The organism is Streptomyces sp. NBC_01549, assembly GCF_026339955.1.
Taxonomy (GTDB): Bacteria; Actinomycetota; Actinomycetes; order Streptomycetales; family Streptomycetaceae; genus Streptomyces.
In genome coordinates this window covers 5,036,933-5,058,030 of sequence record NZ_JAPEPW010000001.1, presented here as the reverse complement: position 1 = coordinate 5,058,030, position 21,098 = coordinate 5,036,933, and the positions used below count along the sequence as shown (strand labels likewise).

The following is a 21,098-nucleotide window of genomic DNA, read 5'->3' as shown; positions in this document are numbered from 1 at the left end:
AGGACCCCTTAGGCTGGCGCCGGGCCACACCCACCGTTAGGAGAACACCACCGTGCTCGTGCTGCTGCCGCCCTCCGAGGGCAAGGCGTCCTCCGGCCGGGGAACCGCGCTGAAGCTGGAGTCGCTGTCCCTGGCCGGGCTCACCGAGGCGCGTCAGGCGGTCCTCGACGAGCTGGTCGAGCTGTGTGCGGGCGACGAGGACAAGGCTCGCGAGGTGCTCGGGCTGAGCGAGGGCCTGCGCGGCGAGATCGCCAAGAACACGGAGCTGCGCAGCGCGGGCGCGCGCCCGGCCGGGGAGATCTACACGGGGGTGCTGTACGACGCCCTGGACCTGGGCTCGCTGGACACGGCGGCCAAGCGGCGCGCGGGCCGCTCGCTGCTCGTCTTCTCCGGGTTGTGGGGCGCGGTCCGGGTGACGGACCGGATCCCGTCGTACCGCTGCTCGATGGGAGTGAGGCTGCCGGGGCTCGGGGCGCTGGGCGCGCACTGGCGTACGCCGATGGCCGCCGCGCTCCCCGAGGCGGCCGGCGACGGGCTGGTGCTCGATCTGCGGTCCTCGGCGTACACGGGTGCGTGGAAGCCGAAGGGCGAGGTCGCCGGGCGGACGGCGACGGTCCGGGTGCTGCACGCGCCCACCCGGAAGGTGGTCAGCCACTTCAACAAGGCGACGAAGGGACGGATCGTACGGAGTCTGCTGGCGGCGGGCGCGGCTCCCGCGGATTCGGCGGAGCTGGTGGAGGCGTTGCGGGACCTCGGGTACGAGGTGGAGGTGCAGGCCCCCGCGCGGGCGGGGACGGCCTGGGCGCTGGACGTGCTGGTGGACGAGGTGCACTAGAGCAGCCGAGCAGCCGTACAGGGCAATCCGGCGCAGCTGTTGCAGCATGCGCAACACCCTTTGCGCATGGTGAATGACGAGGGCACGATGAGGCCATGAGCTCACCGCTGCCCTCCGTTCCGGCCGCCTCCGTGCTGGATCTCGCCCCCGTGGTCCCCGTCGTCGTGGTGAACGAGGCCGAGGACGCCGTACCCCTGGCCAGGGCGCTCGTCGCGGGCGGGCTGCCCGCGATAGAGGTGACCCTGCGGACGCCGTGCGCGCTCGACGCCATCCGGGCGATCGCGGACGGGGTGCCGGACGCGGTGGTCGGCGCGGGCACCATCATCACACCGGCGCAGGTGACGGAGTGCGTGGCCGCGGGCGCCCGCTTCCTGGTCAGTCCCGGCTGGACCGACATACTCCTCGACGCCATGAAGGCGTCCGGGGTGCCGTTCCTGCCGGGGGTCTCCACGACGTCGGAGGTGGTGGCGCTGCTGGAGCGCGGGGTGCGGGAGATGAAGTTCTTCCCGGCGCAGGCGGCGGGCGGCACGGCGTACCTCAGGTCGCTCGCCGGACCGCTGCCGCAGGCCCGGTTCTGCCCGACCGGCGGCATCGGCCCCACCTACGCACCGGACTACCTCGCCCTCCCCAACGTCGGGTGCGTGGGCGGGACATGGATGCTTCCCGAGGACGCGATCGCGGCGAAGGACTGGGGGCGCGTGGAGAGCCTGGCCCGCGAGGCGGCCGCGCTCAGGCCGCACGGATGACGGCAGGACTCGCGCGGATGACGGCAGGACCGTCGTACCCTCGCGGACCCGTGCCGCTCAGCGCAGGTGAGAGGTGTCGTTGAAGAGGCGCAGGCTGGCGTTGCCGTCCGCGTAGTACGCCACCGCCGACAGGGAGGCCGCGGACAGCTCCATCCGGTACAGGGACTCCGGCGGGGCGCCGATCGCGAGCCGTACGAGGCTCTTGATCGGGGTGACGTGGCTGACGAGGAGGACGGTGCGGCCCGCGTAGGAGGCGACGAGCTTGTCGCGGGTGGTGGCGATACGGCGGGCGGTCGCCGCGAAGCTCTCGCCGCCGCCGGTCGGTTCGGCCTTCGGGGAGGCGAGCCAGGTCTTCAGGTCGTCGGGGTGGCGCTCTTGCACCTCGGCGAAGGTGAGGCCCTCCCAGGCACCGAAGTCCGTCTCGCGCAGGCCGTCCTCGATGACGACGTCCAGTCCCAGGCGGGTGGCTACGGCGGCGGCGGTCTGGCGGGTACGGGTGAGTGGCGACGCCACGATCGCCTCGACGGTGCCGCGCGCGGCCAGCGCGGCGGCGACGCGCTCGGCCTGCTCCCGGCCCACCTCCGAGAGTGACGGGTCGGTGCCGCCACTGCCGGAGAAGCGCTTCTGGGGGGTGAGCAGGGTCTCGCCGTGGCGCAGCAGGACGAAGGTGGTGGGGGCGCCCATGTCGGGGGCCGCGCCCCAGCCGGTCGACGGTGCCGGCGTGGCCACGTTGTGCGCGGCCCGCGCGTCGTCCTCGGCCTTCGCGGCTTCGCCGCCGGGAGTCGACAGGCTGCGGGGCTGTGGGGGCTGGTCGCGCAGTTCCGCCGTCGATGCCGACGGGGACCACTGTTCGCCGCGCCGTCCGGCGTCCATCGCCTCGTTGGCCAGTCGGTCCGCGTGCTTGTTCTGTTCGCGCGGCATCCACTCGTAGGTGATCCGGTCCGGCGGGAAGACGCGGGCCGCCTCCGCGGCCAGGGGCTTCATGTCCGGGTGCTTGATCTTCCAGCGGCCGGACATCTGCTCGACGACGAGCTTGGAGTCCATACGGACCCGGACGCGCGCGGCCGGGTCCAGTTCGTGGGCGGCGCGCAGGCCCGCCACCAGGCCCCGGTACTCGGCGACGTTGTTGGTGGCGATGCCGATGTATTCGGCACGCTCCGCCAGCGTCTCCCCCGTGGCCGCGTCGATGACCACGGCGCCGTACCCCGCGGGTCCCGGGTTGCCCCGGGAACCGCCGTCGGCCTCGACGATGAACTCCCGCACGCTTCGCGCCCCTTACAGGCCGGACTCGGACGTACGCACCAGGATGCGGCGGCAGTTCTCGCAGCGCAGCACGGTGTCCGGGGAGGCCGCCTTCACGTCGTTGACCTCGGTGATGTTGAGCTCCAGGCGGCAGCCCTCGCAACGGCGCTGGTAGAGCCGCGCGGCGCCGACACCGCCCTGCTGCTCGCGCAGCTTGTCGTAGAGCTTCAGCAGGTCGGCGGGGACGGAGGCCGCGATGACCGCGCGCTCCTTGGTCGCCGTGGCCGCTTCGCCGTCGAGGGACTCGAAGGCTGCGTCCCGGCGGGCGGTCGCGTCGTCGATCTTCGACTGCACGGAGGAGGTTCGCTCGGTCAGCTCGGCGACCCGCTCCTGCGCGGACTCGCGGCGCTCCATGACCTCGAGGACGACGTCCTCCAGGTCGCCCTGCCGCTTGGCGAGGGAGGTGATCTCGCGCTGGAGGTTCTCCAGGTCCTTGGGGGAGGTGACGGCACCGGAGTCCAGGCGCTGCTGGTCGCGGGTGGCGCGCTGGCGCACCTGGTCCACGTCCTGCTCGGCCTTGGTCTGCTCGCGGGCGCAGTCGCTCTCCTCGGTCTGCGCGGCGACGAGCAGGTCGCGCAGCTGCGTGAGGTCCTTGTTCAGCGACTCGATCTCGGCGTGCTCGGGAAGGGACCTCCGCTTGTGCGCGAGCTGCTGCAGGCGTACGTCGAGGGCCTGGACGTCGAGAAGTCGGATCTGGTCGGCAGGCGCGGCGTTCAGTTGGGGGCTCCCATTGCGTTAGGTGTTTCGGTGGACGCCGCGTGGGCGGTCCAGGGGTCGGTGACCGTCTTGGAGACGTGGACCCGCAGGCCCCATCCCTTGCGGTCGGAGATCTCGTCGAGCTGGGCGGCGGCCAGCTCGCACCAGGGCCACTCGGTGGCCCAGTGCGCCGCGTCGAGCAGCGCGAGAGGACTGTGGGCGCGGGCCTCCGAGGCCGGGTGGTGGCGCAGGTCCGCGGTGAGGAAGGCGTCGACGCCGGCGGCACGCACGTCGTCGAAGAGGCTGTCGCCGGAGCCGCCGCTGACCGCGACGGTCCGTACGACCGCCTCGGGGTCACCGGCGACGCGGATGCCCTGCGCGGTGGCGGGCAGTCGCCCGGCGGCGCGCGCGGCGAGCTCACGGACGGTCAGCGGGTGATCCAGCTCACAGACGCGGCCGAGGCCACGGCGGCCCTCGGGGTCGGTGGGGTCCGGCACGAGCGGCCGTACGACCCGCAGGTCGAGCGCCCCGGCGAGGGCGTCACTGACCCCCGGGTCGGCGCGGTCGGCGTTGGTGTGGGCGACGTGCAGCGCGATGTCGTTCTTGATGAGGGTGTGCACGACCCGGCCCTTGAAGGTGTCGGCCGCGACCGTCGTCGTCCCGCGCAGATAGAGCGGATGGTGGGTGACCAGCAGGTTCGCGCCCAGCTTCACCGCTTCGTCGACGATGTCCCGGACGGGGTCGACGGCGAACAGAACGCGGGTGATCTCCTGGTCGGGGTCGCCGCACACGGTGCCGACCGCGTCCCATCCCTCGGCCCTCTCGGGGGGCCAGAGGGTGTCGAGCGCGGCGATGACTTCAGACAGACGGGGCACGAGGAAAGGCTACCTGGATTGTGCCGGTGCCCCACCGGCCGCGGGCCATCCCGGAACGCGCGACCAGCGCTCTCGCCGACGGGCGGCCCTCGGTGACCCGGGCCCCACCCCTCTTCCCCCACCCCGCCAGCACACGCGTCCCCGTTCCCTCAGGCGAATCGCGGCGCGGCCATCCTTATGTGTGAAGCGCCCGCCCGCCGGTCCCACGTCTGTGCGTGCGAAAACTACCTTCGTCGCCGGAGGTGACCGAACGATGACGGCCTGTGCCACCGAGCCTGCGGCGGAACCCGGGGACGAGCGGGTCACTCGCCCCTCAGATGCGACCGCCCGGCCCGCAGACATGATCGCCCGCCCCACCTGCGTGATCGCCGCGGACGGAACCTACGCGGCCCGCCTCGCCCTCGACGGCGAGTGCTGGTTCCCGGAGCGCTGGACCCTGGACGGCCCCGAGCCCTACGCCGTACCGCTGCCGTCCCACCAGCCGGAGGAGCCCGGCACCGAGGTGCTGCCGATGACCGACGGGCGGGTGCTGATCCACCGCGTCGTGGACGGGCGGCACACGTTCTGCCTGCTGTACCCGACCGGGCCCGGCACCGGGGAGCTGCTCCTCGGCGCGGTGGAGTGCCCGGACCAGGACACCCGGCTGTGGCTGCTGCCGCCCGCGCCGGACGGGGAGCACGCGTACGCCCTCGCCGTGGGCCGGGACTCCACGGCGGTGTGGCTCGTGGCGGGCGGCGCCTTCGGGCCCGAGCTCCTGGCCGAGGTGCCGGGCCGCTGTTCGGGCGGCGTCTGGCTGGACGACACGGGGCGCCTGCTGGCCCTGGACCGCCGCCGGTACGGCCGGACCAAGACGGTGGTCGTCGACCTGGGGCGCGGCGGTGAAGTGACGCCACTGCTGCAGATCACCGAGGACAGCGACGACCGGCTGCTGCTCGCGGACGCCGACAGCGGACTGCTGCTGATCCGCTCGGACGCGGCGTCCCCGGGCCAGGACCGTCTCGGCTGGGGCGTCCTCGGCAGCACCCTGCCGATCCGCTTCCCCGACTGTCTGCGCGCGACCGACTGCGCGGTGACGCCGTTCGCGATCCAGCCGGGGCAGGTGCTGACGCCGGAGCGCTGCGCGGTGGCCCTGCGCATCGACGGCCCGGCCGGCAGCTGGGTCGGCGTGTGGCGGCCGGCCGAACGCCAGGTCCACCATCTCCCGGCACCCGAGGGATGGCTGGCGGGTACCGGCCTGTGGACCAGGGAGGGGGTCCTCCAACTGCCGTACACGACGGGGACGGTGCGGTGCGGGGTGACGAAGGTGACGGCGCCCGCCGTTCCGGTGGCGGCGGAGGTGCCCCGTCCACTGGAACTCACGGCGGCCCGCCCTGTTCCCCTGCAACAGGCGCCCTTGAACGGGCCGTCACCCCTGAAGAGACGGCAGCTCTCCATCCGTCCGGCGTTCGAGGACGAGGCCGTCCGGGCCGAAGGGGGGTCCGAGGGCGAGAACTGGTCACCCGCCCCCGTCCCCGCGTGAGCGAACGGTTAGAATCCCCCGGCTGCAAAGAAGGATCTTGTTGACGGGGTGAACACTTCCACATGAGCGAAACCAGCACCATGGAACCGCCGGCCACCGACGCCCACGAGGCGACGACCCTGGCCGATGGCCACGGCAAGCACCGCGGCCCGGTCTCCGGCCAGGACGACGAGGCGACCCCCCACGGCCGCCACCGCAAGCCGTCCGACCAGCAGAACACATCGGCCTGAAGGTAGGTCGGACCAGCGATACGGCCCCGCTCGCGCACAGCGCGAGCGGGGCCGTTCCGTAGGAAGAACCGCGGGCACTAGAGGTGCTTGAGTCCCAGTACCTCCGCCGCCGCGAACGTCTCCCCCCGCGGCCGCTCCGCGTAGTACGGGCCGAGCAGCGCGTCGAGCTCGTCGTAGGTGAAGGCGTCCTGCTTGGCGTCGAACTTGGCGGCCACCCGCGGCCGTTCGACGACCGCGACCATGCCGCCGTGCACGACGAGCAGCTGCCCGTTCACGTGCGCGGCGGCGGGCGAGGCCAAGTAGCCGACGAGGGGCGCCACATGCTCGGGCGCGAGCGGGTCCAGGCCCTGCTCGGGCACCTCGAACCCGTGGAACACGTCCTCGGTCATCCGGGTCCGGGCGCGCGGGCAGATGACGTTCGCCGTCACGCCGTACTTCGCCAGCGCCAGCGCGGTCGAGGTCGTCAGCCCCACGATCCCGCCCTTGGCCGCCGCGTAGTTGGGCTGTCCCGCCGAACCCGCGAGGAACGCCTCCGAGGAGGTGTTCACGATCCGCCCGTACACCGAACCGTCCGCCGCCTTGGCCCTCGCCCGCCAGTGCGCGGACGCGAAGTGGGTCGTGTTGAAATGCCCCTTCAGATGCACACGGATGACGGAGTCCCACTCGTCCTCGGACATCGAGAAGACCATCCGGTCGCGCAGGATGCCCGCGTTGTTGACGACGATGTCCAGCTTCCCGAACTCGCCGATCGCCAGGTCGACCAGCGCGCGGGCCTGTTCGCGGTCGGCGACGTCCCCGGTGTGGGCGAGGGCGCGGCCGCCCGCGGCGCGGATCTCGGCGGCGACCTCCTCGGCGGGGGTGGCCGAGGCCGCGCCGGAGCCGTCCCGCCCGGGCTGCCCGTAGTCGTTGACGACGACGGCGGCACCCAGGCGGGCCAGTTCCAGCGCTTCGGTCCGGCCGAGCCCGCGCCCCGCGCCGGTGACGATCGCGGTCAGCCCTTCAAGTGGCAGTGACATCGAAGTCCTCAGCAATCGTGGCGGCAATCGTGGGGGGAAATCGTGGGGGAAATCGTGGGGGAAATCGTGGTGGGTCAGATCTCGATGCACGTACGCAGCGCGGTACCCGTGCGCATCTGGTCCAGCGCCTCGTTGATCCCGGACAGCGGCACCCGGTGGGTGATCAGGCTCTCCAGGTCGATACGGCCCGCGCGCCACAGGGCGACCGTCCGCTCGTACGACCGCAGGACGTCTCCCCCGCCGTACATGGACGGCAGGATCCGCTTCTCGTCGAAGAACAGCTCGAACATGTTGAGCTGCAGGAAGTCGTCCATGGCGCCCGCGCCGACGATGACGAGGGTGCCGCCGCGGCGGGTGTTCTCGTACGCGGTGCGGGCGGTGGCGGAACGGCCGACGACCTCGAAGACGTAGTCGAAGCCCTCGCCGCCGGTCACCGACTGCTTCGCGCCCGGCAGTTCGTCCGGCGAGACCGCCTTCGTCGCGCCGAACCGCAGCGCGGCCTCCCGGCGCGAGGCGACCGGGTCGACGGCGACGATCTCGGCGGCGCCCTTGAGGCGCGCGCCCTGGATCGCGGAGATGCCAACGCCTCCGCAGCCGATGACGGCGACCGACGAACCGGCCGCCACGTCCGCGGTGTTGAGGGCGGCGCCGAGGCCGGTCGTCACTCCGCAGCCGATGAGGGCCGCGATGTCGAAGGGCACGTCGTCCGGGATCGGCACGGCGGAGCCCGCGTCGACCACGACCTCCTCGGTGAAGGTGCCGGTCCCGGCGAAGCCGAAGACATCTCCGCCCGGGCGCCGGAAGTTGGGCGTGCCGGCGTTCATGAACCCGGCCAGGCACAGCTGACTCTGGCCCCGCTTGCAGGCGGGACAGACGCCACAGGCCGGCAGCCAGCAGACGACGACCCGATCCCCGGGCTTGAGGTGGGTGACGCCCTCGCCGACCTCGACGATCTCCCCGGCACCCTCGTGGCCGGGTACGAACGGCGCGGGCTGCGGCAGTACGCCGCTCATCGCGGACAGGTCGGAGTGGCACAGCCCGGTGGCCCGTACCCGGATCCGCACCCTGCCCGACCCGAAGCCCACCGCCTCGATGTCGTCGAGGACTTCCAGCTTGTCCTGGCCTATCTCGTGCTGTACGGCTGCGCGCATGGTGCGGCTCCCCTCGACAACGGGCTGATCACTGACGGGCTGGGCTCAGGAGTGTGTGACGACGGTGTCGGCGAGGACCGGCACGTCGTCCCTCCCCCACTCTCGGCTTCGCTCGAGCGGGGGGACCCCCATGACGGCGCTCACGGCCACCCGGACGCTGCCTTCCCGCCGCCACATACGGATGCGCAGGGTCTCTCCCGGGTACACGACCCCGGCGAAGCGCGTGGTGTACGAGCGGACGCGCGCCACGTCCCCGCCGAGCAGCGTGTCGACGACCGCCTTGAGTGTCATCCCGTACGTGCACAGCCCGTGCAGGATCGGCCGGTCGAACCCGGCGAGCTTGGCGAACTCGGGGTCGGCGTGCAGCGGGTTCCAGTCGCCGGAGAGCCGGTAGAGTAGCGCCTGCTCCTCGCGGATCGGGCGCTCGACGGTCCGGTCCGGCGGACCGGCAGGCTCCTCGAGGCGGGTCGAGGGGCCACGGTCGCCGCCCCAGCCGCCCTCTCCCCGTACGAAGATCTGGGCGTCGTTCGTCCACAACGGTCCCTCGGCGTCGGCGACCTCGGTGCGCATGACGAGGACGGCCGCCTTGCCCTTGTCGTACACGGCGGCGATCCGTCCGGTGGCCACGGCCTTGCCCTCGACCGGGATCGGGCGGTGCAGCTCGATGGTCTGGCCGCCGTGCAGGACGCGGGCGAGGTCGACGTCGACGCCGGGCATGGACAGGCCGCTGATCACTCCGGGGGAACCGGCGCCCGCGACGGTGGCGAAGCTCGGCAGGACGTGCAGCTTCGATTCGAGGGTGTAGCGCAGCTCGTCGGGATCCGTCGCCGGGACGCCCGCTCCGAGGCCGAGGTGGTAGAGCTGGACGTCCTTGCGGTCCCAGGTGATCTCACCGCTGCGGGGTTCGGCGGCGAGGGCCTTGGCGGCGTCGATGGGCATGGGGCTCCTGATCAGTAGCGCGCGAAAGACCTCGGTGCGGCCGTCCGCACCGTCGGCCGCACCGAGGTCGACCCTGGCCGATCTAGAACGCGTTCCAGTCCGGCGACCCTTGTATAGCCCAGCACTCGGCAGTTGTGAAGGCTCCTGACGCCGTGTCAGGTCAACGGTCCGTCCGCCCGGCCGTGACATTTGTCCCGCCGGAGTCCGTACAAGCGCATCTGCCGGGCAGGGGGCGCGGATTCGTACCGTCTGAGGCATGACACAGACAGGTGGGACAGAGCGTGCCGTGTCCTTCACGGGGGCGGTCAAGGCGTTCGGCGCGGTGCGCGCGGTGGACGGGGTGGATCTGGAGATCGGGCGCGGCGAGACGGTGGCGCTGCTGGGGCGCAACGGTGCGGGGAAGTCGACCACGATCTCCCTGCTGCTCGGTCTGAACGAGCCGGACGAGGGGACGGTCGCGCTCTTCGGCGGCCCCCCGCAGGCGGCGGTGCGTTCCGGGCGGGTCGGCGCGATGCTGCAGGAAACCCGGCCGGTGCCCCGCGTGACCGTCCGCGAGCTGGTCTCCTTCGTCGCGGGCCGCTACCCGGCGCCGCTGCCGGTGGCGGACGCGCTGGAGCTCGCGGGGATCGCGGATCTGGCCGGGCGGCGCGTCGACCGGCTCTCCGGCGGGCAGGCGCAGCGGGTGCGGTTCGCGGTGGCGCTCGCCGGGAACCCCGACCTGATCGTGCTCGACGAGCCGACCGCCGCGCTGGACGTGGAGGCGCGGCGCGCGTTCTGGGACTCGATGCGGGCCTATGCCCGGCGCGGCCACACCGTGCTGTTCTCCACGCACTACCTGGAGGAGGCCGACGCGCACGCCGACCGGATCCTCGTCATCGACCACGGCCGGCTCGTCGCCGACGGCACCGGAGAGCAGCTCAAGCGGTCGGTGGGCGGCAACCTGGTCTCCTTCGACCTGGCGGGGCGGGGCATCGAGGGGCTGATCCTGCTGCCCGGTGTGGTGTCGGTGGAGGTGCGCGGGGACCGGGCCCGGCTGCGCACGGACGACTCGGACGCGACGGTGCTCGCGCTGGCGGAGCTGGGCGCCGTCCGCGGCCTGGAGGTCGTCCCCGCATCCCTGGACGACGCGTTCATGGCGCTCACCTCGCGTGTTGTGGAGGCGGTGTGATGCTGGACTATCTGCGGCTCGAAGTACGCCGGACGCTGCGCGACACCGGCTTCGTCATCGGCGGCATCGCGATGCCCGTGATGATGTACCTGCTGTTCACCAACCTCGGTGACGACGGTGACGGCGGCTGGAAGACCGGTTCGATGATCGGCATGGCCGCGTACGGGGCGGTGGGCTCGGCCCTGAACACCGGCGGCGGGGTCGCCGAGGACAAGGGGATCGGCTGGCTGCGGCAACTGCGGGTGACGCCGATGACACCGCGCGAGGTGGTGCTCGGGCGGGCGCTCACCGGCTCGGTGACGGTGCTGCCCTCGATCGCCGCGGTACTGGCGGCGGGCGGCCTCGTCAACGGCGTGCGGCTGGACGTCTGGCAGTGGGCGGCGATCGCGGTGCTGCTGTGGCTCGGCTCGATACCCTTCACCCTACTCGGCCTCGGCAACGGCTACCGCCTCACCGCCCAGACGACCGGCGTCGCGAACATGGTGTGCAACCTGGGGCTCTCGGTGGTCGGCGGCCTGTGGTTCCCGCTCGCGCTCTTCCCGGGCTGGCTCCAGTCCCTGTCCGTCTGCACACCCACGAACCGCATCGCCCAGCTCGGCACATCCGTCGCCGACGGCAACGCGCCGACGCCCGGTGCGGTGGCGGTTCTCACGGCTTGGCTACTGGTCTTCGGTTCGTACGCTGTGGTCTCGTACCGCAGGGCCGCGCGGACCATCTGAAGCGAACCACCTGAAGCGAACCATCTGAAGCGGACCGTCTGAAGGGGGAGCGGGGACATGTCCTGGACACGAGAGGTCGCCTGCCAGGTGAGGGAGTGGCGGGCGGCGCGGGCACGCTGGCGGGCCGACATGGAACGCTTCAAGGCCGAGCAGCGGGCCGCCCGCAAGAGTGGGAAGTGGCCCGAGAACCCGGGCCCGCCGCCCACCGGCTTCGCGCTGCTGCCGTGGCTGCTGATGGGGATGGGCTCGTTCTCCAACCTCCTCCAGGGCGAGACCCCCAACCCCTGGATCGGCGGCCTGGGTCTGTTCACCTTCAACTCCCTCTACATCTACGTGACGTTCCGCTCCTTCGTGAAGGAGGCCCGCGAGGCCCGCTCCACCAAGGTGGCGCTCGTCCTGATGGGCCTGGTCACCTGTGGGCTGGCGCTGGGGTACGGCGGTAGCTGGCTGTACTTCTTCCCGCTGCTCGGCCTGGCCACCGGCGCGGTGCTGCGGGGCCCGCGGCTCGGTCAGATCGGCCTCGGCCTGACCGCCCTCGCGGCAGTGGTCTCCTTCTTCCGCGCGGGCTGGGACGCGATCAACGTCGCGTACGGCACCTTCCTGTCCACCATGGTGACGGCGGCGATCCTCTCCCTCTCCGAGGCGGTACGGGAACTGCGCGCCGCCCGCGAGGAGCTCGCCCGCCGCGCGGTCGAGAAGGAACGCCTGCGCTTCTCCCGCGACCTGCACGACCTGCTCGGCCACACGCTCTCCGTCATCGTGGTGAAGTCGGAGGCGGCCCGCCGGCTGGCCCCGCGCGACCTGGACGCCGCCCTCACGCAGATCACGGACATCGAGTCCGTGGGCCGGCAGGCGCTGACCGAGATCCGCGAGGCGGTCACCGGCTACCGCGAGGGCAGCCTCACCACGGAACTGGACCGGGCCCGCTCGGCCCTGTCCGCGGCGAGCGTCGACCCCGTGGTCCGCCAGTCCGGCGCCCCGCTGACCTCGCAGAACGAGGCCCTGCTGGGCTGGGTGGTCCGGGAGGCGGTGACGAACGTCGTACGGCACAGCTGCGCGACCCGCTGCGAGATCACCGTCGAGGGCGTACGGGACCACCACGTCCGCCTGACCGTGACGGACGACGGCACCGGCCCGGGCGCCCCCGCGACCGGCCTTGCCGAGGGCATCGGCGGCACCGGTCTGAAGGGTCTGACGGAACGCCTCGCGGCGGCGGGCGGGTCGCTCAGGGCCGGCCCGTCGCCGCGCGGCGGCTTCACGGTCACCGCCGAACTTCCGGTGGAATCGGTGGACTTGACGCCTTCCGCGGTGGCTACGGCGCCCAGGGAGCCGTGACCGCCCAGCTCACGTCGTCCGTCCACGAGGTGGCGCTGTCGAAGGTGTTCGAGCCGCCGTCACTCGCTATGTAGACGTTGTAGTCGTAGTGCCGGAGGTATCTCGTCGGGTAGTTGTACGACGCGAACGAGGTCCCCGTCCCGCTCTTGCCCGTCCCGGCGCAGAACGTGGCGTCCTGTCTGAACTGCGTGGTGCCGACCATGGGTTGTCGGTAGAGCTGGTAGTTGTAGTGCCGCAGGAAGTCGCCCGGGTAGTTCCGTGACTCGAAGGAGTAGCAGGAACTGTCGGCGAGGCCCCTGCGGACGATCCAGGTGGCGTCGCCCCTGTCGAGTGCCGAACTGCTCGACGTGATGGCCGAGATGACCGCCGCGTTGTTCTGGTGGCGGATGTAGTCGGTGGTGCAGCACGAGGTCGTCGCGCGCAGCGAGATCTCCGACCCGGCCGTCAGCGAGCCGGTGCTGCCGGTCGCACCGCCGTAGCCGACGGAGACGATGTTGGCCTGGACGGAGTCGTCGGCGGCGTCCGTCGGGATGCCCGAGGTCATGACGCCCTCGAAGAAGGACCCGATGGAGCCGTTGCTGTTGTCGCCGCCGGTGCCCAGGACGATCGCGCCCTCCTGATGCATGGGCGAGTAACCACTGGTGGTGGGTTCACCCCCGGAATAGGTCGTCGTGAGACCGCCCGATTGGGCGTTGCCGTATTTCAGCGCGAAATGGTTCTGACCGTTGTTCTTCAGCAAAGCGGTCACGAACGGCATCGCCCCGGTGCCCGTGTTCGACGTGTTCTTGCTGTAGCCGGAGTCCGACTGGAACAGGCCGTTCTCCAGGTCGGCCTGCACCCAGGGGCCCTGGCCGTAACAGGGCGAGAACCAGCATTCGGTACCGAAGTTGATCGCGTCCATGTGGCCGTTGCCGGTGTCCTTGTTGTTGGTCTCGGCGTTGCCGTAGTCGAAGCAGCAACTGCCGTTCACATGGGTGCCGGAGGTCACCATGTACATCCCCTCGGCCGCCCCGTTGGTGGCCACGCCCGAGGTGGAGTTGTCCCGGTAGCCCATGCCGGCCGAGATCTCCAGGCCGTAGACCTGGTGGCCGCCGACGGTTACCGGCAGCGCGTCCGCGGGCGCCCCGACGTCGGCCGCGCCCGCCCCGCCCGCGCCCTCGACGGTGAGGTCGTTGTGGCGCGACGACTGGTCGTAGATCTTGGTGATGATGCAGGTGGTACCGGTACAGAAGGAGTCCTGTGCCGCCGCGTTCGCGTACCCGCCGGCCGCCAGGAGACCGATGTTCGCGGTGGCGCTGTCGGAGGCGCGCTGCACCTGGTAGAGCGAGCCGTTGTACGACGAGTAGAGCGCTCTGACGAGGCTGTGCGCGGCGACGCAGGGCGTGCCCGCGGCGGCGTAGACGTCACAGGGAAGCGATCCCGCGGCGGTGGCCGCCGGGGCGCCGACAGCGAGTGCGACGACGGCCGCCAGCACCGACAGCACGGCCAGCACGGCACTTCTCAAGCGCGACGATCTTGGTAACACGGTGCACCTCTTCCACGGCAGCTGTAGTTCGTGAGGCGTGAGGCATCGCCGCTGGCCAGCGTGGTGGGTGGGGTGCCTGCGGCAGGGGTACGGCCACCGGCATCGTGATCTTGTGTGACGAAGAATCAAGAAGCGGTGGCCGCGCAGGCCACGGTAGTACACGCCGGGTGGGACGGGTTGTTCGAGGGGTTGATGGGCCGGTTCGCGAGCTGCTTCCCGCGCCGGGAGACCCGGCTGACCTGCCGGAACATGGTCTCTGGGCTGCTGATGGTCAAGGAATCGGCGAACTGCTGGTCGTTGGCCGAGGCGATCGGCCACAGCGGTCCGCATGTCCTGCAGCACTTCTTGTCGAGGGCCCGCTTCGACACCGAGGCAGTCCGCCGGTCGGTCGCGGCCTGGACGGTGGAGCAACTCGGCGAGAGGGAGGTGATGTTGGTGGTGGACGAGACGGGCGATGAGAAGTCGTCCCTCGACGCGGTCGGCGCGGCCCGGCAGTACTCCGGGGCGCTGGGCGGGATCGGGCTGTGCCAGGTCGCGGTACACCTCTCCTACGTGAGTGCCGAGGGGCACGCGCTGGTCGACCGTCGGCTGTACCTGGGCGAGGCATGGGCGGCGGACGACGAGCGCCGTGAGCTGGTCGGGGTGCCCGACGAGAGGGTGTTCGCCACCAAGCCGCAACTGGCCGGCGACATGCTGGAGGACGCCCACGCCTCGGGGGTGCACACCGCGTGGGTGGCCGCCGACGAGGTCTACGGTGGACGGGAGTTGCGTGCGCGGATCCGTGCGCTGGGCTACGGCTACGCGATCGCGGTACCCACCAGCCACCGGGTCACCACCCCGGGCGCCGGGAAGAAGAAGGTCACCGCGCTGCTGGAGCGGGTGCCGAAGCGGGCCTGGATGCGGCTGAGGACCGGCCATGGCACCAAGGCCGAGCGGCTCTACGACTGGGCGATGATCGACGTGAACCCCGACGATGCGCCGCCCGGACAGGCCGCCGGGCACAGCCAGGTCCTGGTCCGACGCCACCGCCGCACCGGCACCCTTTCCTTCTACCGGACCTGGCACCCCGACCCGCAGCCGATATCGGTGCTGGTCAGCGCGGTCTGCCGCAGGTGGCGGGTCGAGGAGGACTTCCAGGGAGCCAAGGGCCTGGCCCACCTCGACACCGGCCAGGTCACCTGCTGGACGTCCTGGCACCGCTGGAGCCTCATGTCAATGATCGCCTACGCACTTCTGGCCGTCGGCGCCCTCCACGAGCGGCAACGCGCCCACCCCGCCAACTCCGACGACGAGTTGGCCATGGTGCCCGTCAGCCCGCGCGAACTCCTCGCGCTATTGCGGGTCTTCGCCCTGCCAAGGCCCCGCCAGGACACCGATCCGGCACACGCCCTGCGCTGGTCGAACTGGCGTCGCCGACACCAGCATCGCGCGACGGCCTGCCACCGCCGCTGGAACAACGTCACAGCAGTGGCCATCGCATGACAGGAACCTCACGAGTCACGAACTACAGCTGCCGTGTCTTCCGTTCCTGGTAGGACAGTGCGGGTACCCGGTCGAAATACCGGACATCGTTCGATCGAAATACCGAACCCATTCCCGGTCGAAATGTCGAACGTTTGCGAAAATCGGCCCGGCACGGGAATGGCAAAGGCGATCACGGAATGTCGAGGCGATTGTTTGCCCGGAGTCAAGAGCCGTCAAGACGCGCGGAGTCGAACCATGGAGAGTTTTTAATGACCGGCCAGGTGACCACCGCGACGGCTCACGCGCCTTCCCCCGCCTTACGCTTGGCCCCGTGAACGAGATGCCCCGGGACCACCGGCCCACGAAGTCCGTGCGTGTCCTGCTTGCCGAGGATCAGGGAATGATGCGGGGCGCGCTCGCCCTGTTGCTGGGGATGGAGCCGGACATCAAGGTCGTCGCCCAGGTGGCGGCGGGCGACGCCATCGTGGACGCGGCGCTGACGCACCGCCCGGACGTGGCCCTGCTGGACATCGAGCTGCCCGGGATGAGCGGTCTGGACGCCGCCGCCATACTGCGCGAACAGGCGCCCGAATGCCGGGTGTTGATCCTGACCACCTTCGGCCGGCCCGGGTATCTGCGGCGCGCCATGGAGGCGGGTGCCGCCGGGTTCCTGGTCAAGGACGGCCCCGTGGAGGACCTGGCCGAGGCGATCCGGCGGGTGCTGACCGGCGAGACCGTCATCGATCCGGCGCTCGCCGCCGCCGCGTTGAGCGCCGGGCCGAATCCGCTCACCGCCCGTGAGTGCGACGTCCTGAAGGCCTCGACGGACGGCGCCACCGTCGCCGACATCGCCTCGAAGCTCCATCTCTCCGAGTCGACCGTCCGCAACTACCTCTCCTCCGCGATCGGCAAGACGGGCACCCGCAACCGCATGGAGGCGATGCGGGAGGCCCGCCAGCAGGGCTGGCTGTAGCCCCTCCTTTCTCCGGCCGGCCCATCTCTGGACGGCTCACATCAGCCCGTCACCTTCACCGACTTGTAGCTCGTACCCTCCGGGGCCACGCACACGAACCAGTTCGGCTGAGAACCCTTGACAGGGCGGATGTACGGCTTGAAGTCCGGGCCGAAGCCGGCGCCCTCGGGCGCGCGCGGGACCTCGGTCTTCGTGCCGTCGTTCCACGTGCAGGTGACACGCCGGGCGGTCGGGGCGACGTCGCCGATCACGAGCCGGTTGGGCGCGCCGGCTTGGACGGATTCACTGGACGGCATGCGGATCGCACCCGACTCGAACTCCGCGCCCGACAGGGTGTCGCCCTTCTCGAACTGGCCGGTCATCACCATCGACGTGTGGTCGCCCACCCTCGCGTGCACGAAGTACCAGGCCTTGCCGATCAGCTTCTCGGCATCTCGCGCTCCCATCGGCGTCCCGCCGTAATCTTCCATGGCGGTCCACTGGCGCTGTGCCTCCGCCCCGTCCTTCGACGCCCCCCACACGTCGATGGTCACCTCCCAGTCATTGCCGCCGTCGTACCCCTTCCCCAGCGTGGTCCGCTGTGGCTCGTACACATGGCGCTCCTCGCCCGTGGGCGGCTGCGTCGCTACCGGCGCGACCCGCTGCGCGTCGCCGTCCGTCACCCCGGCCAGCGCCAGCGTCCCCGTCGAACCGGCGATCACCAGCGCCGCCGCTGCCGCCAGCGCCCAGCGGCGGGCCTTGCGACGGCGGCCGCCGCGGATCACCGCCTGGTAGGGGGCTATACCGATCTCCGCCTCGTCCGCGGCGTCGGCCAGCAGGACGGCGATGTCCCTGTGCGTCATGTCGTGGTTCGTCTCCCGGTCCGCGCTCATCACTTCCGCCCTCCGTGCGTCACCATGTCCGCCAGGCCCGGTATGGCGCGCAGCTTCGCGAGCCCCTTCGCCGCGTTGCTCTTCACCGCGCCGACCGAACAGCCCATCGCCTCCGCCGCCTGGCTCTCACTCAGGTCCTCCCAGTACCGAAGGACGACGGCCTCGCGCTGGCGCGGCGGCAGTTGGACGAGCGCCGTCAGCAGGGCGCTGCGGTCGTCGGCCTGGGCGATCCGGTCACCGTGGTCGGGCAGCTCGTGCGTGAGCCCCGAGTCGTCCTTCGGCGCCAGGAACTCCTTGAGTCTTCTGCGGTGTTTCCGGGCATGCGCGTTGATCATCACGCGCCGTACGTAGGCCTCCGGGTCGTCGGCCGCGCCGACCCTGCGCCAGGCCACATAGACCTGCTCCAGCGTCGTCTGGACCAGGTCCTCGGCGGCGTGCTGCTCCCCCGTAAGGAGAAATGCCGTACGCATCAACCGTGGCCAGCGGCCGATGACAAAGCGCTGGAACTCCTCGTCCCTGGCCTGCTTCCGATCCCCCATGGGCACCTCCTAGATGTACAAAGGAGTCCACGAGGGCCGGATTTCGTTGCCCCGGCACGCGGAGATCTTTCGTCTCCTCAGCGGGCGGAGATCTTCGAGGGCAGCCACAGCAGCATCAGCACCGCCCCGCCGAGCAGCACGTACCCGCCCGTGCGGAAGGCCAACGCGTATCCCTCCGTCAGCGCCTGGGCCGACGAACCGCTCCCCGTACGCGACGCCGCGATGGTCGACATGACGGCGAGTCCGAGTGAACCGCCCATCGTGCGAGAGGTGTTGACCAGCCCGGAGACAAGACCGGCGTCCCCCGGCGCCGCGCCCGAGGTCGCGAGCGAGGCGAGCGGAGTGGCGGCCAGTCCCGCGCCCGCCATCATCAAAATCCCGGGGAACATGATCGCCGTCAGGTACGAGCCGTCGGCCGTCATCGTCGACTGCCAGCCGAAGCCCGCCGCGGCGACCAGCGACCCGATGACGGCGACGTTGCGCGCCCCGACCACCGGCATGAGCCGCGGTGCGAGCTTCGAGCCGAGGACCACCGCGAGCGAGCTCGGCACCAGCGCGAGCCCGGCGCCCAGCGGCGAGTAGCCGAGCACGTTCTGCGCGTACAGCGTCATGAAGAACCACATGCAGAACATCGCGGCGCCGCACACGAACATGGCCGCGTTCGCCGACGCCACCGCCCGCACGCCGAGCAGCCGCAGCGGCATCAACGGCACCCGCGTCCGCGCCTCGACCAGGAGGAAGCAGCCGATCAGCGTGAGCCCGGCACACAGCGGTACCAGGGTCGCGGCCGCCGCCCACCCCTCCGCCTCGGTCTGCACGATCCCGTACGCGAGGGTCGCGAGCCCCGCCGTCACCAGCAGCGCGCCCGGCAGATCGAGCCGCCGCCCGTCCCCCGCCCGACTCTCCACGAGCCACCGCGCGGCGCCCGCCAGCACCACCGCGCCCACCGGCACGTTGATCAGCAGCACCCACCGCCACGACAGCCCGTCCACCAGCAGCCCGCCGACCAGACCGCCGACCGCCCCGCCGCCGGCGCCGACCGCCGTCCAGGTCGCGATGGCCCGCGCGCGGGCGGCGCCCTCCGGGACCGCCGAGGTGAGGATCGTCAGCGTCGAGGGCGCGAGCACCGCCGCCCCGAGCCCCTGTGCGGCCCGGGCGACCAGCAGTTGCCAGCCCGCCTGGGCGAGCCCGCCGCCCAGCGAGGCCCCCGTGAACAGCGCGAGCCCGACCAGGAACATCCGTTTACGTCCGTACAGGTCACCGGCCCGCCCGCCGAGCAGCATGAACCCGGCGAAGGCGATCGCGTACGCGTTGACGACCCACTGCAGCCCCGGCGCGCTCAGCCCGAGGTCGGTCCGCATGGACGGCAGCGCCACGTTCACGACGGACACGTCGAGCACCACCAGGAACTGTCCGGCGCAGGCCAGCGCCACCACCAGCCAGGTGGGCGGTGCGGCGCGACCTGATATTCGGGTGTCTTCCGCGGCTCGCAGCATGGGTGTCATGCTCTCAACCGCCCTACGGTCCTTGCATCGGGATTTCGCCGCACTCGCTCCTCGGCCACGGGACCTAGGGCGTGTTTCGAAAGTCCCGTCTGGTCCGCGACGCCTGGCACGGCGCCTCGCCGCGTTGTCGGGATCGTCCGCGTACGCCCAGTACGCGGACGACCCTCCGCCTTGCGATGCTCCCCCACTGCCTCAAAGGCGTGGGAGGTGCCCCCAGCACCAGACGCCGCGGACCCCGCCCTTCGGGCGGGCGACGCTACTTTCGAAACACGCCCTAGTGCCGCGGCACTAGGACCGGCCGCGTCGGTCGGGCCGCGGCTCAGCCCGTCGCCCGCAGCAGCGTGACCACCGCCGCCCCGCCCAGCCCGATGTTGTGGGCGAGCCCGACCCGCGCGCCCGCCACCTGCCGGGGCCCCGCCTCACCCCTCAACTGCCACACCAGCTCGGCCACTTGGGCGATCCCGGTCGCCCCCAGCGGATGCCCCTTGGAGATCAGCCCGCCGGACGGGTTCACCACCCACCGCCCGCCGTACGTCGTGGCCCCCGACTCGACGAGCTTGCCGGACTCCCCCTCCTCGCACATCCCGAGCGCCTCGTACGTCAGCAGCTCGTTGATGGAGAAGCAGTCGTGCAGTTCCACCACGTCCACGTCGTCGATGCCGAGTCCCGACCGCTCGTACACCTGATGTGCGGCCTCCCGTGACATCGGCTGTCCGACGACGTCGACGCAGGAGCCGGAGGCGAAGGACTCCTCGGTGTCGGTGGTCATGGCCTGCGCGACGATCTCGACGGCCCGCTCCGCCAGCTCATGGCGCTCCACGAACCGTTCGGACACGACGACCGCGGCGGCGGCCCCGTCCGAGGTGGGCGAGCACTGGAGCTTCGTCAGCGGCCGGTGCACGACCCGGGCGGCGAGGATCTCGTCGACCCCGTACACGTCCTGGAACTGGGCGTACGGATTGTTCGCCGAGTGCCGGTGGTTCTTGGCGCCGACGGCGGCGAGCTGCGCCTCGGTGGTCCCGTACTTCTCCATGTGCTCGCGCGCCGCGTCGCCGAAGATCTGCGCGGTGGGCGGGGACATCTCGAAGCCGTGCCGGGCGGCCATGACGCCGTAGTGGCGGGCCACCGGGGACGTCGAGAAGTCTCCCCCGTCCGCCCCGCCCCCCAGCGCCCCGCGCTTCATCTTCTCGAAGCCCAGTGCCAGTACGCAGTCCGCGACCCCGCCCTCGACGAACTGCCGGGCCAGCATCAACGCGCTCGATCCGGTGGCGCAGTTGTTGTTGACGTTGTAGACGGGAACGCCGGTCAGGCCGAGTTCGTACGCGGCGCGCTGGCCGGCGGTCGAGGGCTGGAAACAGTAGCCGACAGGAACCTGTTCCACCTCGGCGTACGTGATCCCGGCGTCCGCGAGCGCGACACTCCCCGCCTCTCTCGCCATGTCCCAGTACTGCCATTCACGGGTCTCGGGCTTCTCGAACCTGGTCATCCCGACCCCGGCGACGTAGGCCTTCATGGCGCGTAAGACTAGAACACGTTCCATTTACCCGCCAGACCTGACGCCGGATCAGATCCTCACGGGAAGGTCAAGATTTCGTTAGTACGCCGAAGCATCGGAATAGTTGCCTGGGCACACCGGGTTGCTCTTGCACGTATCCCGCACGGATCGACCACCCCCCTCTCCTCCCTCCC

The 21,098-nt window shown here is 71.3% G+C and carries 20 protein-coding genes; 9 read left to right on the top strand and 11 right to left on the bottom strand.

The genetic code is table 11. The annotated features are described in order from the left end of the window. Positions 1-52: 52 nt before the first annotated feature. Together yaaA and eda are read left to right on the top strand one after the other, a co-directional pair. On the top strand, positions 53-835 hold the full coding sequence (gene yaaA / locus OG819_RS22505) for a peroxide stress protein YaaA (protein ID WP_266651006.1): 783 nt from the start codon (positions 53-55) through the stop codon (positions 833-835). Positions 836-930: 95 nt separating this feature from the next. After that, positions 931-1,581, top strand: coding sequence for a bifunctional 4-hydroxy-2-oxoglutarate aldolase/2-dehydro-3-deoxy-phosphogluconate aldolase (gene eda / locus OG819_RS22500; RefSeq protein WP_266624350.1), 651 nt, complete (start codon positions 931-933; stop codon positions 1,579-1,581). Positions 1,582-1,638: 57 nt separating this feature from the next. On the opposite strand, the gene OG819_RS22495 is transcribed toward eda, so the two are convergent. The 3 genes from OG819_RS22495 to OG819_RS22485 are packed head-to-tail and all read right to left on the bottom strand — an operon-like array spanning position 1,639 to position 4,454. Next, complete coding sequence (locus tag OG819_RS22495; protein ID WP_266651005.1) at positions 1,639-2,844, bottom strand: bifunctional RNase H/acid phosphatase; 1,206 nt, start codon at positions 2,842-2,844, stop codon at positions 1,639-1,641. Positions 2,845-2,856: 12 nt separating this feature from the next. Continuing rightward, positions 2,857-3,600 (bottom strand): C4-type zinc ribbon domain-containing protein, encoded by a 744-nt coding sequence (locus tag OG819_RS22490; protein ID WP_323139386.1) that lies wholly within the window; start codon positions 3,598-3,600, stop codon positions 2,857-2,859. Further along, positions 3,597-4,454, bottom strand: a complete 858-nt coding sequence (locus tag OG819_RS22485; protein WP_266651003.1) for a Nif3-like dinuclear metal center hexameric protein — start codon at positions 4,452-4,454, stop codon at positions 3,597-3,599. Before OG819_RS22485 ends, OG819_RS22490 begins: the two co-directional genes overlap by 4 nt. 253 nt (positions 4,455-4,707) lie before the next feature. On the opposite strand from OG819_RS22485, the gene OG819_RS22480 reads away from it, so the two are divergent. Together OG819_RS22480 and OG819_RS22475 are read left to right on the top strand one after the other, a co-directional pair. After that, a complete protein-coding gene (locus OG819_RS22480) occupies positions 4,708-5,973 on the top strand; it encodes a hypothetical protein (protein WP_266651002.1) in 1,266 nt (421 codons plus the stop codon). Between the two features lie 62 nt (positions 5,974-6,035). Beyond that, a complete protein-coding gene (locus OG819_RS22475) occupies positions 6,036-6,203 on the top strand; it encodes a hypothetical protein (RefSeq protein WP_266414385.1) in 168 nt (55 codons plus the stop codon). Positions 6,204-6,280: 77 nt separating this feature from the next. Here OG819_RS22475 and OG819_RS22470 read toward each other — a convergent pair whose 3' ends face one another. From OG819_RS22470 to OG819_RS22460, 3 genes are all read right to left on the bottom strand, one after another. Then, the gene (locus tag OG819_RS22470) at positions 6,281-7,219 is read right to left on the bottom strand and encodes a 3-oxoacyl-ACP reductase (protein WP_266651001.1); all 939 of its coding nucleotides are present in this window, start codon (positions 7,217-7,219) and stop codon (positions 6,281-6,283) included. Between the two features lie 74 nt (positions 7,220-7,293). Then, positions 7,294-8,370 carry a Zn-dependent alcohol dehydrogenase gene (locus tag OG819_RS22465; RefSeq protein ID WP_266651000.1) on the bottom strand — a complete coding sequence of 359 codons (1,077 nt, stop codon included), beginning with the start codon at positions 8,368-8,370 and terminating at the stop codon, positions 7,294-7,296. A 45-nt stretch (positions 8,371-8,415) separates the two neighbouring features. Then, entirely contained in the window at positions 8,416-9,309 is an 894-nt protein-coding gene (locus OG819_RS22460; protein WP_266650999.1) for a MaoC/PaaZ C-terminal domain-containing protein, read from the bottom strand. A gap of 256 nt (positions 9,310-9,565) precedes the next feature. Between OG819_RS22460 and OG819_RS22455 the strand changes: the two genes are divergently transcribed. Genes OG819_RS22455 through OG819_RS22445 form a run of 3 tightly spaced genes read left to right on the top strand, consistent with a single transcriptional unit; the run spans position 9,566 to position 12,531 of the window. Continuing rightward, complete coding sequence (locus tag OG819_RS22455) at positions 9,566-10,477, top strand: ABC transporter ATP-binding protein (RefSeq protein WP_266650998.1); 912 nt, start codon at positions 9,566-9,568, stop codon at positions 10,475-10,477. Then, positions 10,477-11,196 (top strand): ABC transporter permease, encoded by a 720-nt coding sequence (locus tag OG819_RS22450; RefSeq protein WP_266624366.1) that lies wholly within the window; start codon positions 10,477-10,479, stop codon positions 11,194-11,196. The genes OG819_RS22455 and OG819_RS22450 overlap by 1 nt, the downstream gene beginning before the upstream one ends. 57 nt (positions 11,197-11,253) lie before the next feature. Then, positions 11,254-12,531 carry a sensor histidine kinase gene (locus OG819_RS22445; protein WP_266650997.1) on the top strand — a complete coding sequence of 426 codons (1,278 nt, stop codon included), beginning with the start codon at positions 11,254-11,256 and terminating at the stop codon, positions 12,529-12,531. Here OG819_RS22445 and OG819_RS22440 read toward each other — a convergent pair. Then, positions 12,509-14,035, bottom strand: coding sequence for an alpha-L-arabinofuranosidase B (locus OG819_RS22440; RefSeq protein WP_266650996.1), 1,527 nt, complete (start codon positions 14,033-14,035; stop codon positions 12,509-12,511). The genes OG819_RS22445 and OG819_RS22440 overlap by 23 nt on opposite strands. A gap of 135 nt (positions 14,036-14,170) precedes the next feature. Here OG819_RS22440 and OG819_RS22435 point away from each other — a divergent pair, with 135 nt between their 5' ends. Together OG819_RS22435 and OG819_RS22430 are read left to right on the top strand one after the other, a co-directional pair. Then, positions 14,171-15,538 carry an IS701 family transposase gene (locus OG819_RS22435; RefSeq protein ID WP_266647750.1) on the top strand — a complete coding sequence of 456 codons (1,368 nt, stop codon included), beginning with the start codon at positions 14,171-14,173 and terminating at the stop codon, positions 15,536-15,538. Between the two features lie 322 nt (positions 15,539-15,860). After that, entirely contained in the window at positions 15,861-16,493 is a 633-nt protein-coding gene (locus OG819_RS22430; RefSeq protein ID WP_266652804.1) for a response regulator transcription factor, read from the top strand. A gap of 41 nt (positions 16,494-16,534) precedes the next feature. Here OG819_RS22430 and OG819_RS22425 read toward each other — a convergent pair whose 3' ends face one another. The 4 genes from OG819_RS22425 to OG819_RS22410 form a co-directional block, all read right to left on the bottom strand. Beyond that, positions 16,535-17,365, bottom strand: a complete 831-nt coding sequence (locus OG819_RS22425; RefSeq protein WP_266650995.1) for a hypothetical protein — start codon at positions 17,363-17,365, stop codon at positions 16,535-16,537. Next, a complete protein-coding gene (locus OG819_RS22420) occupies positions 17,365-17,904 on the bottom strand; it encodes a SigE family RNA polymerase sigma factor (RefSeq protein WP_266414362.1) in 540 nt (179 codons plus the stop codon). The genes OG819_RS22425 and OG819_RS22420 overlap by 1 nt, the downstream gene beginning before the upstream one ends. 77 nt (positions 17,905-17,981) lie before the next feature. Beyond that, positions 17,982-19,409: an MFS transporter gene (locus tag OG819_RS22415; RefSeq protein ID WP_266650994.1), complete on the bottom strand. Its 1,428-nt coding sequence runs from the start codon at positions 19,407-19,409 to the stop codon at positions 17,982-17,984. A 319-nt stretch (positions 19,410-19,728) separates the two neighbouring features. Beyond that, a complete protein-coding gene (locus OG819_RS22410) occupies positions 19,729-20,922 on the bottom strand; it encodes a lipid-transfer protein (RefSeq protein WP_266650993.1) in 1,194 nt (397 codons plus the stop codon). Positions 20,923-21,098: the final 176 nt, after the last annotated feature.

Bases quoted from the DNA above. Each gene is read 5' to 3' on its own strand.
- eda (WP_266624350.1), top strand. From the start codon at position 931: ATGAGCTCACCGCTGCCCTCCGTTCCGGCCGCCTCCGTGCTGGATCTC.
- OG819_RS22480 (WP_266651002.1), top strand. From the start codon at position 4,708: ATGACGGCCTGTGCCACCGAGCCTGCGGCGGAACCCGGGGACGAGCGG.
- OG819_RS22475 (WP_266414385.1), top strand. From the start codon at position 6,036: ATGAGCGAAACCAGCACCATGGAACCGCCGGCCACCGACGCCCACGAG.
- OG819_RS22470 (WP_266651001.1), bottom strand. From the start codon at position 7,219: ATGTCACTGCCACTTGAAGGGCTGACCGCGATCGTCACCGGCGCGGGG.
- OG819_RS22465 (WP_266651000.1), bottom strand. From the start codon at position 8,370: ATGCGCGCAGCCGTACAGCACGAGATAGGCCAGGACAAGCTGGAAGTC.
- OG819_RS22460 (WP_266650999.1), bottom strand. From the start codon at position 9,309: ATGCCCATCGACGCCGCCAAGGCCCTCGCCGCCGAACCCCGCAGCGGT.
- OG819_RS22455 (WP_266650998.1), top strand. From the start codon at position 9,566: ATGACACAGACAGGTGGGACAGAGCGTGCCGTGTCCTTCACGGGGGCG.
- OG819_RS22450 (WP_266624366.1), top strand. From the start codon at position 10,477: ATGCTGGACTATCTGCGGCTCGAAGTACGCCGGACGCTGCGCGACACC.
- OG819_RS22445 (WP_266650997.1), top strand. From the start codon at position 11,254: ATGTCCTGGACACGAGAGGTCGCCTGCCAGGTGAGGGAGTGGCGGGCG.
- OG819_RS22430 (WP_266652804.1), top strand. From the start codon at position 15,861: ATGCCCCGGGACCACCGGCCCACGAAGTCCGTGCGTGTCCTGCTTGCC.
- OG819_RS22425 (WP_266650995.1), bottom strand. From the start codon at position 17,365: ATGAGCGCGGACCGGGAGACGAACCACGACATGACGCACAGGGACATC.
- OG819_RS22420 (WP_266414362.1), bottom strand. From the start codon at position 17,904: ATGGGGGATCGGAAGCAGGCCAGGGACGAGGAGTTCCAGCGCTTTGTC.
- OG819_RS22415 (WP_266650994.1), bottom strand. From the start codon at position 19,409: ATGACACCCATGCTGCGAGCCGCGGAAGACACCCGAATATCAGGTCGC.
- OG819_RS22410 (WP_266650993.1), bottom strand. From the start codon at position 20,922: ATGAAGGCCTACGTCGCCGGGGTCGGGATGACCAGGTTCGAGAAGCCC.